The following is a 13921-nucleotide window of genomic DNA, read 5'->3' as shown; positions in this document are numbered from 1 at the left end:
GCCGGTCAGCCCCGGACGGGCTGGCCGGGTTGGGTGAGGCGGTCGAAGTGGTCTGCGATCTCCGGCGGGACCGGCGGCACCGTGATCGGCGTGCCGCCGGCCCGCAGCGAGGTGGTGGCCGCGACCGCCGCGGCGACGGCCTCGCGGGCGGCGATGGGAGAGGTCTGGGTCGCTCCGCCTTCGGCTGCGAAGCGTAGGAACTCCGCGACCAGCGCCGCGTCGGCGCCGCCGTGCAGGCCGTCGTCGGCGGGGACCGGGACGGTGAGGTCGGCCTCGGCCCGGAATCCCGAGCGCCGGCTGTTCCAGACCTTGATGTGCGCCGGGTCGCCGTCGATGCCGTCGCCGAAATTCTCCAGGCGCCCGGCGTCGCCGATGACGGTGTAGTTGCGCCAGTAGTCCGGGGTGTAGTGGCACTGCTGATAGCTGGTGAACACTCCGTTGTCCAACTGGCTGAGCATCATCGAGAGGTCTTCGACATCGATGACCGGGTTGAGATCGCGCAGCCGGGACGGCGGCCAGACGCCGGGATCGAACCAGTCCGACACCACCGCGTCGGCCCAGGCCCCGTCGGTCTGCGGGCCGGGATGGCGGCGGTGCGGGTTGTCCCCGTAGACCGTCAGTCCGCCGAGCGCGACCACGCGCCGGGAGTAGCCGCCGGCCAGCCAGTGGATCGCGTCCAGGTCATGCGAGCCCTTTTGCAGCAGCAGGCCGGTGGTCTTGGACTGTTCGGCATGCCAGTCCTTGAAGTAGTAGTCGCCGCCGTGGCCGACGAAGTGCCGGCACCACACCGAGCGGACCTCGCCGACGGCGCCGTCCTCGATCAGCTCTCGCATCAAGCGCAGCATCGGCAGATGGCGCAGGTTGTGGCCGATATACAGCCGGGTGCCGGTCCGGGCGGCGGTGGCCAGGACGTCATCGCAGTCTGCGAGGCTGATCGCCATCGGCTTGTCGACGAACACCGCGACCCCGGCGGCCAGGAAGTGCCGGGCCGGGTCGGCGTGCAGGTGGTCGGGGGTCAGGACGAACACCGCGTCGAGCTGGTCGGCGAGCATGTCGCGGTAGTCCTCGTGGACCGTGACATCCGCACCGAACAGCTGCCGTGCCTCGGCGCGGCCGCGCGGGCGCGGGTCCGCGCAGGACACCACCCTGGCCACGCCCGGCTGATGGGCGTGGGTGGCCATCTTGGCGCGCTGTCCGACTCCGACGACACCGATACGCAGCTCAGGCACGCCTCATCCCTTCGTTCCGGTGAGGGCGATGCCTTCGATGACCCGCCGCTGCAAGATCACAAATGCGGCGATCACGGGGACCGTCGCCATGAGGGACCCGGCCATCAGGACCGGGTAGTCGGTCATGAACTGGCCCTGGAGCGAGGCCAGGCCCGCCGAGAGCGGCATTTTGTGCGGGTCGGTGTTGACCACCAGCGGCCACAGCAGGTCGTTCCAGGACCAGATCGTGGTCAGGATGCCCAGTGCGATCAGGCCGGGCCTGGCCAGCGGCAGCATCACGCTCCAATAGATCCGCAGCGGGCCGGCGCCGTCCAGCCGGGCCGCCTCCTCCAACTCGGTCGGCAGCGCCAGGAAGAACTGCCGCAGCAGGAATGTGCCGAACGCACTGAACATGCCTGGCAGGAACAGGGCCGTGCGAGTGTTGAGCAGGTGCAGGTTCTGCATGATCTGGTACTGCGGGATGATCAGCAGCTGGCTCGGTACCAGCAGGATCGACAGGAACACCGCGAACAGCGCGCCACGGCCGGGGAAGCGCAGCCGGGCGAAGGCGAACGCGGCCATGGAGCAGAACAGCAACTGCGCGGCAGTGCGGGCCAACGTGTTGATCACACTGTTGACGGCCATGTCGGTGAACGGGACCGTGCCGAACACGGAGTGGTAGTTGGCTGCGTGCCACTGGTGCGGCAGCCAGGTCGGCGGGATCCGGGTGGATTCGGTCAAGGACTTGAAGGAGGTCAGCAGTTCCCAGAGAAAGGGACCGGCCATGGCGATCGACGCCGCGATCAAGAACGTGTGCGCGCCGACGGATCCCCAGCGCCTACGCATAGTGCACCCACCGCTTCTGGAGGCGGAACTGTAGACCCGTGAGTGCGACGGTGACCGCGAGCAGCAGGAAGGCGATGGCGGCCGCGTAGCCGCGGTTGTTGTTCACGAAAGCTTCCTGGTAGAAGAGGTAGACCACGCTCTGGGTCTGGGGCAGCGCCGGATTGGTCTGGCCGATCAGGACGTAGACCAGGTCGAACGTCTGCAAAGTCCCGATGACCGACAGCACCGTCACGAAGAACAGGCTGGGGCTCAACAGCGGCAGGGTGAGGGCGAAGAACTGCCGGACCGGACCGGCTCCGTCGATCTGCGCGGCCTCGTAGTACTGGCGCGGGATGGACTGCAACCCGGCCATGAGAATCACCATGGTGTAGCCGACCGACGACCACATGCCGACCGCGGCGACCGCGATCAGCGCGGTGTGCGGGTCACTGATCCAGTACGGGCCGTGGATCCCGACCTTGGCCAGCAGGGTGTTGATCAAACCGAAGTCGCCGGCGTACAACCAGCGCCAGACCACGGCGACCGCGACCGGCATCGTCACCACCGGCAGGAACAGCACCGCGCGATAGAAACCGACTCCGCGCCGGCCCGGGCGGGCCAGTACCGCGGCGAGCACCAGCGCGACCGGAACGCCGGCCAGTCCCAGCAGGCAGTACCACGCGGTGTTGACGAACGCCGAACGCAGCTCCGGGTCGTGGGCGAGTTGGCGGTAGTTGGACAAGCCGCTGAAAGTGTGGCCGCCGAACGGCCCCCACGTGGTGAAGCTGTAGTAGAAGGTCTGCACGACCGGCCACAGGTAGAACACCGCGAGCCCCAGGGCGGTGGGCGCCAAGAAGAAGGCCGCCCATGGGGCCTCGCTGCGCCGCCGCTTACGGGACACCCGTGCCGCGCGTCCGGCCGGGGCGGGCGCGAGCGCCGAAGCCTTCGCGCCCGCCAGTGTCACGAACCCTCCTTGGCCAGCGCGGCGTTCATCTGTGTGGCGAGTTCGGCCGCGACGGTGCCGACCGGCTCGCTGCCGTCCCAGGCCTTGGTCAGCAGGTTCGCCTCCAGCGTGTTCCAGGCTGCGGTGTCGCGCGAGACCGGCAAGGGCACGGCGTCGGGGAGCTGGTCCAGGAACACGTTCAGCTGATACTGCGGGTAGGCCTTGACCCACTCCTGCTGGGTGCCGTTGTAGGCAGGGATCACCGTGCCGGTGTCGGCCTCGATCTGCGCGGCCTGCTGGGAGCCGAGGAACTGGACGAACTTCTCGGCTTGCGCGGTGTGGGCGGTGTGCGCGGACACGACGTTGGCCAGGCCGTGGATGACGGTGGCCTTCTTCGCGCCGGTCGGCAGCGGGGCCACACTGATGCCGGTCTTGGTGCCGTCGTTGGTCGCGAAGGCCTTCGCGTCCCAGGAGCCGCCCCAGAACATCGCGAGCTTCCCGGACTCGAACATGTTCAGCGGGGCGGTGTCCGTCATCTGCTTCAGGCTCGGTGATGCTTTGGCCGCGATGAGATCGGTCCAGAATTTCAGGCCCGCGATCGTGTTCGGGTCCGCGTAGCCGGACTTCTTGCCGTCCGGGGAGACGACGTAGCCGCCGGCCTGGAAGATCGTGTCGTAGAAGTTCTCCTGCCCCTCCAGGGTGGCCCCGACGCCGTAGACGCCCTTGGCCGGATCGGTGAGTTTCTTCGCTGCCGCTTGGAAATCGGCCCAGGTCCAGGCCCCGGTGGGGTAGGCGACGCCGGCGGCGTCGAACAGGGCCTTGTTGTACCAGAGCCCGACGGTGTCGAAGTCCTTGGGCAGCCCGTATTGCACGCCCTGGTATTGGTAGAGCTTGACCAGCGACGCCGGGTAGACGGAAGTGTCCTGGTGCAGGTCGGTCAGCGGCTTGATGACGTTGTTGGAGGCGTAGAGCTGGAAATTCGGGCCGTTCATCCAGAACACGTCCGGCGCGGCTCCCCCAGTCGCCGCGGCCTGCAACTTCGTCCAGTAATCGGCCCACGGTGTCTGCTGGACGGTCACCGAGATGTCCGGGTTCTGCGCCTCGAAGGCCGTGATGATCTTCTGCATGGCCGGAACCTGGGTCGCGTCCCAGACCCCGTAGCTGAGCGAGACCTTGCCGCCGGCCGAGCCCTTACCACTGGAACACGCGGCCATCGAGACGACCAGCGCCAACGAAGCCGCCGCGGCCGCCACAGTGCGTATGCCCATGTCTCACCACCCTGATCAGATTGACGGGAAGTTATTTTCGCGCCGAGTGTTACTAATTCGAGGAGGCGTGTCAACCCTCACCAACGACCCCGTGCACTTCGGGAGTCGATTCGAGAGCTGATTCCGCCGCTCTGCCCTGATATGCCAGCAGCTCGCTCACGATTCCGACAGCGGCGCGGCTGGCGTGCACCGCCGCATGCGTGGTTTGATTATCACCGTCACTGTAAATATTCGAACGAGGCTCGTGACGACGGCCGCAGCGGTGGGGTGGACATGAGTGAGCTGAGCGTCAACGGTGCCGACTCGGTGTTGTTGCGCCGATTGCGGCTGCTGTCGGTGATCGACGCGCTGCGCAAGACCGGGCCTCAGCCGCTGACCGTGCTGGCCCGGCAGACGGGGTTGTCGCGGCCGATCATCCAGACGCTCGCCGAGGAGTTGACCGACCTCGGCTGGGTCGCCTCGACCGCACCGACCGAGCCGAACGGCGTGGGACGTCCCGCCCGCGTGTTCCGGTTCCGCGCCGAGTCCGGAAGTGTCGCGGGGCTGGACATCGGCGCGCACGCGGTGACCGCCCTCGTCACCGATCTGGACGGCGAGGTCCACGGGCGCAGCCGGCTGGCGGTGAGCCCGGCGGCGCCGGCATCCGAACGTCTTCAGGCGGCCAAGTCGGCGCTGGCCGAGGCCTGCTCAGCAGCGGGCCTCCAGCCCAGAGCGCTGCTCCAGGTCGGGGTCGGCAGCAGCGGCGTGATCGAGCACTCCGGTCGGGTCGCGCTGTCCGTCGCCCTGCCGGGCTGGACCGGCGTGGACATCCCCGCAGCCCTGGCCGACACGGTTTCGTGCCCGGTCGTCGTCGAGAACGACGGCCGGGCCGCGACGCTGGCCGAACGCTGGCGAGGCGCCGGGCGCGACATCGACAACCTGGTCTACATCCACGCCGGCCTGCGCACCGGCAACGGCGTGATCGTCGACGGAAGGCTCCTGCGCGGCCACACCGGAGCCGCCGGCGAGATCGGCGCCCTGCCGGCGTCCGGCTGGGCCGAGGCTCCGACCCACCTGCTCGGTTTCCCGGGACTCGACCACGACGCCCGCCCCGAGCAGGTCGCCGAGTTCGTGTTCGCCCGCGCGCGAGAAGGCGACCAGGCCGCCCTCAAGGCCACCGAGCGCTACGTCCGCGCCCTGGCCGGCGGCATCGCGGCCCTGGTCCTGACCTTCGACCCGGAACTCGTCGTCCTGGGCGGAGGCATCTCCCGATCCTCCGACCTGGTGCTGCAACAGCTCGCCGCCGAACTGGACCGGGTCTGCGTCCGGGTGCCCCCGCTGGTGGCCTCCAGCCTCGACTCCGAATGGGTCGTGATCGGCGCCGTGCGGGTGGCGCTCGACGCCGTCGAGCGGCGGTACTTCGCTCCCGGCGGGTCGGAGCCGCTGGCGCTGGCACCGACGCCGACGCCATTGCCCGCGTGACGTGCGGCGCGCGCCGTCCGGGCGGGCCTCATAACGGTAGACGGCCAGAATGTCGGGGCTCCCGGGGCGGCCTGATCACCGGCCGACCGGCGAAGCGGCAGCCGCCCATCACCAGGGCTGATGCCCGGCGTCGCCCACTCCCGGCTACCGGTGCTGGTGCAGCGCTGAGAGCCGCGTGAAGTCCCGGTTCGCTACGTGGTTCCGGTCGGCGGCCGTGCCGAGCGTGTAGGCCGGGTACAGGCCCAGGTACTCACCGCTGGTGGTCTGGCTCCATTGCCGGGCCAGGGCGGCAGAGGACTTGTAGAAGTTGGCCATGTATCCGCCCTCGTACACCTTCAGCAGCGCGAACCCTCCCGGGTACTCCTTGGTCGCGGCGACTTCCAAGAAGTCGACCCCGGCCGCCACGGGCGAGGTGGTGCGCAGGTTGCGGTGGGTGTGACCGGCGTGGTGCAGGAACACGCCCGGCGTCCTGGCATACAGTGCTTGCAGCCGGGCCGCGTCGGGGCGGGCCAGGTCGAAGGCCGGGCCGGCGATCGTGGACACGGCCGAGGCGTCGGTGACGGGATGGTGGCCGAACACCAGCGTCGGGCAGTGCCGGTCATCGGCGAGGATCTCGGTCAGCTCCGCGAACTGCGCGTCGTCGAGGGCACCGCCGGGGGTGTTCAAGGTCGTGGTGTCCAGGCCGACGATCCGCAGGCCGGCCAGGTGCGTGCTGGTGAGGCGGCCCTGCGGCAGGTCGTAGACGGTCGGCAGGCAATCGTTGTATCCGGTGTCGCCGACCGCCGGACAGCTCTGATACCCGGCGCCGGTCTTCGGCTGGTCATGGTTGCCGCGGGCGACGACATACCGGCCGGCGTCCAATCGGCCGTCGAGGGTCAGGCGGCCGAACCGGTCGAGCAGCTGCTTGGAGCCCGCCAGCTCGGCCGGCAGCGCGGCGGAGCTGAGGTCGCCGGCGACGAGCAGCACATCGGCGCCGCGCCGGCCGGCGTCGGCGATCATCGACTCCGCCATCACCTCCGGATACGGCGGCAGACCCGGTGCCTGGCTGAACCCGGGCGGGAAATCCGCGGTGGCCAGCCCGCTCACGGTCTCGCCGATGTGCAGGTCGTTGGCCAGCGCGAGCGAGAACAGGTGTCGGCCGCGCGGCGGTACCAGGGTTGTGACCTGCCCCGGGGCGGCGGATAGCACGACACCGGAGGACAGCAGCTGGGCGAGGATCGCCAGCAGCTGGCTGTTGGTGGGATCAGGCGGGATGACCAGTCCCCCGGCCGGAAACGTCAGTTGCGGCAGCATCCGCGGCGTCGCCGGCACCCCTGCGGACAGGGCCTGGTAGTAGTAGGTCGTCCCGGGCCGCAGCCCGTCGACTTCCACTTGGTGGTAGGCGGTGTCGCCGTGCCGCTGCACCGCCTGCCGGTCCAGGCGGTCCGGGTGTGTGCCGTACCGCACGACGCCGTCGCAGGCCACCGCGGCCGGCTCCTGGCCGGGCTGGTACGGGATCGCGGGTGGCGCCGCGGCGGCGGTGTACCAGGTCAGGATGAAGCTGGCGTCAGTGACGGTCACCATCTCCAGGTCCTGCGGGAACACCCCCTGAGCGGCCGCGGCGGCGGCCGGCGCGGGCAGCAGGCCCGGCAGGACCATTCCCGCTCCGGCGCCCGCGGCGGCGAGCCGGCCAAGGTCGCGACGGGTGAGACCACAGCAGTCCTGCGCAGCCGGATCGGTCATGGCAGCGAGCATGGCAGAGCCCTGTTAATGGGTCGAGGACCCGCGGCGAACAATCTCGGAAGGCTGCGGCACTGATAGAGTGCTGGAAGCCGTGCGACATGAAGAGGAGGTGGTATCCGTGAACGCGACATCGACATGGGTGCTCCCCTCTGGGGTCACGGCCGGGCGATAGGTCGTCCGGGAGCGCCATCCCCGCACTCCCGAAAGGCACGACCATGCAGTTCACCTCTGAGCAGCGTCTTGACGGCGACATCGCCGAACGCCGCTTCACCCTCGGCGAGATCCCCGGCATCCTGTGGACGCCCCCATCGGCGTCGCCGACGCCGCTGATCCTGCTCGGTCACCCCGGCGGACTGGGGCTGGACCGGATGTACCCGCGGCTGGCCGCGCGAGCCCGGTACGCCGCGGCGAACGGCTTCGCCACAGCCACCATCGAGCTCCCCGGAAACGGTGACCGGCCTCGTCTGGACGTCGTCGATCAGGCCCGCGCCGACTTGCGGCAGTCCCTGGCCGCCGGCGAACCCGTCAGTGACGACATCATCGACCGGCTGGTCCTGCCGCTGGTCGAACAGGCCGTCCCGGAATGGCGGACCACCCTGGACGCGCTGCTCGCCCTGCCGGAGACCGGCGGCCCGGTCGGCTTCGCGGGGGGAGTGATCGCCGTCGGCGTCCGGCTGGCGGCGGTCGACCCGCGCATCGTGGCGGCCGATCTCTTCGCCGGGAGCTACGTGCCCCGGGCCACGTTCGAGGAGGCCCGCCGGATCACCATCCCACTGCACGTCCTGTTGCAGTGGGACGACGAGGGAAACGACCGGCAGATGGCGCTGGACCTGTTCGACGCCTTCGGCTCCAAGGAGAAGACCCTGTGCGCCAACATGGGTGGTCACACCGGCGTTCCGCAGTCAGCGGCTGATTCCGCCTTCGCCTTCTTCGCCCGGCACCTCAAGTAAGCACACACGGGGGATCGAGGGCGGTCGGGACCTGTCCTGATTCGGTCTGCCCGGTGGCGAAGTACTCGGCGAGGTCGTCGGCTACGGGATCGATGTCCCTGGGACTGCTGCCGTCCCGCAGTGACATCGTCGCGGCGTACCCGGTGGCGACGGCCTCGCGGGCCGCGACCGGCGAGGTCAGGGTCGTGCCGCCGTGGCGGACGAACTCCAGGAATTCGGCCACCAGCAACGGGTCCGCGCCGCCGTGCGTGCCCTGGGGGGTCTGGACCGGAACGGTGAGGTCGGGTTCGGGGCGGTAGTCGCCGCGGCGGTTCCACACCTTGATGACCGAGCCGTCGGCGCCGTCGCCGAAGTTCTCCAGCCGCCCCTCGGTACCGATGACGGTGTAGTTCCGCCAGTAGTCGGGGGTGAAGTGGCATTGCTCGTAGCTGGCGTAGACGCCGTTGTCGAGCTGCATGTGCACCATCGACAGGTCCTCGACGTCGACGACCGGGTTGAGTCCGGTCTGGCGCAGCGGCGGCCAGTTGTGCTCCGGGTCCAGCCACTCGATCATCAGGCCTCCGCTCGGCGGGCGGCGGTCGTCTATCTGGCCGTAGACGGCAAGACCGCCCATGCCGGTGACCCTTCGGGTGTAGCCGTCGGCCAGCCAGTGGATGACGTCGATGTCGTGGGCGCCCTTCTGGAGCAGCAGCCCGGTGGTGTTGCGGCGGTCGGCGTGCCAGTCCTTGAAGTAGAAGTCGCCGCCGTTGCCGACGAAGTGGCGGCACCAGATCGCCTTCACCTCGCCGACGGCGCCGGAGACGATGAGCTCGCGCATCGCGGTGATCACCGGCAGGTGGCGCATGTTGTGCCCCACATATAGCCGCGCGCCGGACTTCCGGGCCGCTGTGAGGAGGCGATCGCACCCGTCGGTGGTGATCGCCATCGGCTTCTCCAGGAAGATCGGGACGCCGGCTTCGAGCAGGGCGACGCCGACCTCCTCGTGGGTGTGGTCCGGGCTCAGCACGAAGACCGCGTCCAGGTCCATCGCGGCCAGGGCTCCAGGATCCGAGGTCGTCGCCACCTCGGGGCCGAAGCGGGCCGGGGCCTCGGCACGCCGCGTCGGATCGGGATCGCAGACGGCTGCGATCCGTGACCCGGCGCCGGGCCGGTGCGCCAGCTCGGCCAGGTCCGAGCGCATGCCCAGGCCGACCACACCGAGCCGCAGGTCTGGGGTGTCCGTCATATGTCAGCCCTTGCTTCCGGTGAACGCGATGCCCTGCACGAACTGCTTCTGCAGGACCAGGAAGACGACGATCATCGGCGCGGTCGCCATCAGGGCGCCGGCCATCAGAACCGAGTAGTCGGTGAAGTGCTCGCCTTGCAGTGTGGCCAGGCCCGCCGAGAGGGTCATCTTGTTCGGGTCGGTGGTGACGACCAGCGGGAACATCAGGTCGTTCCAGGCCGACAGGGCGGACAGGATCGCCAGTGCGGCCAGACCGGGGCGGGCCAACGGCAGCATGATCCGCCAGAAGATCTGGAACGGGTTGGCACCGTCGATCCGGGCGGCTTCCTCGGTCTCGTACGGCATCGCCATGAAGACCTGGCGGAGCAGGAACACGCCGAAGGCGCTGAACATGCCGGGGACGATCAGCCCTTGCATGGTGTTCAGCCAGCCGAGGCGCTCCAGCAGCACGTACTGCGGGATCAGGAACAGCAGCCCCGGAACCATCAACACCGACAGGAACAATCCGAACAGGACGTTGGCGCCGCGGAACCGCATCCGGGCGAACGCGTACCCGGCCATCGAGCAGAACACCAGCTGCGCCAGCGTCCGTCCGACGGTCATCACGACCGTGTTGAGGAACTGGCGTCCGAAGGGCAGGGACTGGAACACCTTCGAATAGTTCGACAGCTGCCAGTGGTGCGGCAGGATCGTCGGCGGGTTCTGGGTCGTCTCGCCGAACGGCTTGAGCGAGGTCAGCAGTTCCCAGACGAACGGGCCGAGCATCACGAGCCCGCCGACGATCAGCACCGTGTGCGTGGCGATCAGGCGGCCGCGCTCGCCGGAACGAGGCCGGCGGGAGGAGGCGAGGTCAGGCATAGTGCACCCACTTCTTCTGCAACCGGAACTGCACGACGGTCACCAGCAGGATGAACGCGACCAGGACGAACGCGACGGCCGCGCCGAACCCGGTGTCGTGCTCGATGAACGCCTTCTCGTAGAACAGCGAGGCGATGGTCTGCACGTGCGGCATCGCCGGGTTCGACTGTCCGGTGGCGTCCGAGGGGGTGCCCATCATCATGTAGACGAGGTCGAACAGTTGGAGCGAGTTGATGACCGTGAGCACCGTGGCGAAGAAGATGCTGGGGGTCAGCATCGGCACGGTGATCCGGAAGAAGGTCCGGGTCGCACTGGCGCCGTCGACCTTGGCCGCCTCGTAGTATTCGGCCGGGATGCCCTGAAGTCCGGCCAGGAAGATGACCAGGTTGGTACCGAAGGCCATCCAGATCCCGACCGCCGCCAGTGCGTACATCGCGGTGGACGGATCGGACACCCAGTGCGGTCCGGCGATCCCGAACCCGGACAGCAGATGGTTGATGATGCCGTTGTCGCCCTGGTACATCCAGCGCCACACCATCGCCGCCGCGACCGGCATGGTGACCACCGGCAGGAAGTAGATCACCCGGTAGACGGACCGGCCCCGCAGACCGCGCTGGTTCAGCAGCGCGGCCACGAAGACGGCCAGCGGGATCCCGGCCAGCTGCAACACCGTGTAGAAGACGGTGTTCAGCGCCGACTGGGTCACCGAGGAGTCGTGCGCCAGCGCGCGATAGTTGGCGGCTCCGATCCATTGGTGCCCGCCGAACGGACCGGATTGGGTGAAGCTGTAATAGAAGGTCTGCACGATGGGCCACAGATAGAAGAGTCCGAGACCGATGGTCACCGGGGCGATCATCAGGTAGGCCCAGGCGTGTTCGGACCGGTTGCGGCACCGGCGGACCCGTTCGCGGTGCGGTGAGCGGGTCGCCGTAAGCGTCCGCGGCGCCTGTTGGATCTTTGCCGCCATCGTCACTGTTCCTTGCTCAACGCGGTGTTCATCATGGTCGCCAGCTGCTGGGCCGCGGTCCCGATGTCCTCGCCCCCGTCCCAGGCCGGGGCCAGGACGGCCGCCTCCTGGTTCTGCCACGCGCTGGTGTTCTTCGAGGTCGGGTAGGCCACCGCGTAGGGCAGCTCGTCGAGGTAGGACTGCACGTGGAAGTTCGGGAACGAAGCCACCCACGCCTGCTGCGTGCCGTTGTACGCCGGGATGACGCCCGAGTCCTTGGCCTCGATCTCATTGGCCTGCTTCGAGCCCAGGAAGGCCAGGAACTTCTCGACCTCGGCCGGGTGCTTGGTCTTGGCGTAGCCGACGTTGGCCAGTCCGTGGATCACGGTGGCCTTCTTGACGCCCTGCGGCAGCACCGCGACGTCGACGCTGTCCTTGATGGTGTCGCTCTTGGAGAACTCCATACAGTTCCAGCTGCCCGCGTAGTACATGCCGATCTTGCCCGACTCGAACTGCTGCGCCGCGAAGGTGTCGGTCATCGACTTCAGCGACGGCGAGTAGCCGTCCTTGACCAGGTCCGACCAGAACTTCAGGCCGGCCTGCGCCTCGGGCTTGGCATAGCCGGAGGACTTGCCGCCCGGGGCGATCACATACCCGCCGGCCTGGAAGATCGTGTCGTAGTAGTTCTCCTGGCCGTACGGCGGCGCGAGGATGCCGTACTGCCCCTTGGACGCGTCCGTCAGCTTCTTCGCCGCGTTCTGCACGTCCTGCCAGGTCCAGCTCGCGTCCGGATACTTCAGGCCGGCGGCGTCGAAGAGCTTCTTGTTGTACCAGAGCCCGACCGTGTCGAAGTCTTTCGGGATCCCGTACTGGGTGCCGCCGAGGTTGTACAGCTGGTTCAGCGCGGCGGGATAGTTCGCGAGGTCCACGCCGTTCTGCTTGAGCACATTCGAAGACAGCGCCAGCAGCTGCTTGTTCGACTCGTAGAGCTGCGCGTTCGGGCCGTTCATCCAGAACACGTCCGGCGCGCTGCCCGCGGTGGCGTCGGCCTGGAGCTTGGTCCAGTACTCCTTGTTCGCCACCAGCTCGATCCGCACGTGGATGTTCGGGTTCGCCTGCTGGAAGGCGTCGACTATGTGCTGCATCCCGGTCTGCTGGGTGCTGTCCCAGATCCGGTAGGTGAGGTTCACCGGACCGCCGGAGGCCTTCGAGCCGGAGCCGGAGCCGCTGCCGCTGCCGCACCCGGTGGCCGCCAGGACGAGGCCGGCGGCCACGGCCGCCGCGACTGCGGGCCGAGCCGACCGGACCCGGCCCTTCATTCGGTGCTGATCGGACGGCTGGGGCATGGCGGTTGCTCCTCACACGTCGAACGACGCGACTCATGGTGCTGGGGATATACACCTCACACCCAGGTGATGTCTCACATCTATCCGGGGTTGACCGGGGTCCCTGATCGGACCTCCGCTGGCGTGAGCTTGAGTTTGACCCACAGTTTTCCTCGCGTCAACCCCTTAGCTCTGCTATAACGGTCGACACGGAGCAAGATTGATCTGAAGCATCCGACCCGAAGCATCCGACCGACGAGGTGAACCTTGGCCGACACCGACCCGCCCGGCGCCGAGCCGCCGGCGAGCTACCGCCCCGGCTACGAAGTCGCCGCCGAGCGCATCCTGGAGTACATCGTCCGCGAGCAACTGGCACCCGGTTCCCGGCTGCCGACCGAGAAGGACCTGGCCGACGCCCTCGGGCTGAGTCGGACGGTGGTCCGGGAGGCCGTCAAAGTCCTGTCAGCGGTGGGCCGGCTGTCGGTGCAGAAGGGGCGCGGCATGTTCGTCGCCGAGCCCCGCGACGGCCTGTTCCAGGACGCCTTCGCCCAGTTCCTGCCGGCCGACCTGCGCCAGGTCGACGAACTGCTGGAGTTCCGGCACCAGGTGGAGACCACCGCCGCCGGACTGGCGGCGCAACGCGCCACCCCGACGCAGGTGAAGGCCATCCGCCAGGCCGCCGCGATGACGGCTCAAGCCGCGCAGGACGGCGTGCTCCGCGACTTCATCACCGCCGACAACGCCTTCCACGACTGTGTGGGGAAGGCCTCAGCCAACATGTTCTTCTCCGGTGCGGTCAACGCGATCCGCCGCGTCCAGCAACAGGTCGCCACCATCGGCCTGGCCGACAACCCGGCCGGCTCCCTGGACGTCGCCGCCGAGCAGCACACGGCTATCGCCGAGGCCATCGCCGGGGGCGAGGACCGGTTGGCGGAGCGGCTGATGGCAGAGCACATCGACCAGACCGCCCGACAGTTCCAGACCGCGATACAGCGGCGGCTGGTCGATGACGGCGCCGGCTGATCGTGGCGGCGTGCGTGCGCCCGGCGGCGGGGGGCGCGGTGTGGTCGCGACGGAGTGCGGCCACCCGGGGTCAGGCAGCCGCACGGTCGCAGCGGCATGCATCCACCGACATCACGAAGCCATGTGATCGCAGCGGCATGCATCCGCCCGACATCAGGCAGCCGTGC

At 68.7% G+C, this 13921-nt stretch carries 12 protein-coding genes; 3 read left to right on the top strand and 9 right to left on the bottom strand.

What is annotated here, in order from left to right:
• Nucleotides 1-5 precede the first annotated feature (5 nt).
• Genes IZR01_RS09700 through IZR01_RS09685 form a run of 4 tightly spaced genes read right to left on the bottom strand, consistent with a single transcriptional unit; the run spans nt 6 to nt 4244 of the window.
• The gene (locus IZR01_RS09700) at nt 6-1229 is read right to left on the bottom strand and encodes a Gfo/Idh/MocA family protein (RefSeq protein WP_194923646.1); all 1224 of its coding nucleotides are present in this window, start codon (nt 1227-1229) and stop codon (nt 6-8) included.
• Between the two features lie 3 nt (nt 1230-1232).
• Nucleotides 1233-2054: a carbohydrate ABC transporter permease gene (locus IZR01_RS09695; RefSeq protein WP_194892989.1), complete on the bottom strand. Its 822-nt coding sequence runs from the start codon at nt 2052-2054 to the stop codon at nt 1233-1235.
• Nucleotides 2047-2997: a carbohydrate ABC transporter permease gene (locus tag IZR01_RS09690; protein WP_323746961.1), complete on the bottom strand. Its 951-nt coding sequence runs from the start codon at nt 2995-2997 to the stop codon at nt 2047-2049. Before IZR01_RS09690 ends, IZR01_RS09695 begins: the two co-directional genes overlap by 8 nt.
• A complete protein-coding gene (locus IZR01_RS09685) occupies nt 2994-4244 on the bottom strand; it encodes an ABC transporter substrate-binding protein (protein ID WP_194923645.1) in 1251 nt (416 codons plus the stop codon). Before IZR01_RS09685 ends, IZR01_RS09690 begins: the two co-directional genes overlap by 4 nt.
• A 273-nt stretch (nt 4245-4517) precedes the next feature.
• Here IZR01_RS09685 and IZR01_RS09680 point away from each other — a divergent pair, with 273 nt between their 5' ends.
• Nucleotides 4518-5705, top strand: coding sequence for an ROK family protein (locus IZR01_RS09680; protein ID WP_194892987.1), 1188 nt, complete (start codon nt 4518-4520; stop codon nt 5703-5705).
• Between the two features lie 144 nt (nt 5706-5849).
• Here the strand turns inward: IZR01_RS09680 and IZR01_RS09675 are convergent, their stop codons facing one another.
• Nucleotides 5850-7427: a purple acid phosphatase family protein gene (locus IZR01_RS09675; protein WP_194923644.1), complete on the bottom strand. Its 1578-nt coding sequence runs from the start codon at nt 7425-7427 to the stop codon at nt 5850-5852.
• Nucleotides 7428-7642: 215 nt separating this feature from the next.
• On the opposite strand from IZR01_RS09675, the gene IZR01_RS09670 reads away from it, so the two are divergent.
• On the top strand, nt 7643-8377 hold the full coding sequence (locus IZR01_RS09670; protein ID WP_194923643.1) for a dienelactone hydrolase family protein: 735 nt from the start codon (nt 7643-7645) through the stop codon (nt 8375-8377).
• Here the strand turns inward: IZR01_RS09670 and IZR01_RS09665 are convergent.
• From IZR01_RS09665 to IZR01_RS09650, 4 genes are read right to left on the bottom strand one after another with little or no spacing between them, the layout of a single operon-like run.
• On the bottom strand, nt 8370-9602 hold the full coding sequence (locus IZR01_RS09665; RefSeq protein WP_194923642.1) for a Gfo/Idh/MocA family protein: 1233 nt from the start codon (nt 9600-9602) through the stop codon (nt 8370-8372). The two genes, IZR01_RS09670 and IZR01_RS09665, sit on opposite strands and share 8 nt — an antisense overlap.
• Nucleotides 9603-9605: 3 nt before the next feature.
• The gene (locus tag IZR01_RS09660; protein WP_194892983.1) at nt 9606-10460 is read right to left on the bottom strand and encodes a carbohydrate ABC transporter permease; all 855 of its coding nucleotides are present in this window, start codon (nt 10458-10460) and stop codon (nt 9606-9608) included.
• Nucleotides 10453-11427: a carbohydrate ABC transporter permease gene (locus IZR01_RS09655; RefSeq protein WP_194923641.1), complete on the bottom strand. Its 975-nt coding sequence runs from the start codon at nt 11425-11427 to the stop codon at nt 10453-10455. Before IZR01_RS09655 ends, IZR01_RS09660 begins: the two co-directional genes overlap by 8 nt.
• A gap of 2 nt (nt 11428-11429) precedes the next feature.
• Nucleotides 11430-12752, bottom strand: a complete 1323-nt coding sequence (locus IZR01_RS09650) for an ABC transporter substrate-binding protein (RefSeq protein WP_228559105.1) — start codon at nt 12750-12752, stop codon at nt 11430-11432.
• Nucleotides 12753-12998: 246 nt separating this feature from the next.
• On the opposite strand from IZR01_RS09650, the gene IZR01_RS09645 reads away from it, so the two are divergent.
• Complete coding sequence (locus IZR01_RS09645) at nt 12999-13754, top strand: FadR/GntR family transcriptional regulator (protein WP_194892981.1); 756 nt, start codon at nt 12999-13001, stop codon at nt 13752-13754.
• The last annotated feature ends 167 nt before the right edge of the window (nt 13755-13921 follow it).

This window comes from Catenulispora pinisilvae (assembly GCF_015356865.1).
In the GTDB taxonomy this organism is placed as follows: domain Bacteria; phylum Actinomycetota; class Actinomycetes; order Streptomycetales; family Catenulisporaceae; genus Catenulispora; species Catenulispora pinisilvae.
The sequence above is the reverse complement of the archived record's forward strand: the minus strand, read 5'-3'. Positions and strand labels throughout refer to the sequence as shown.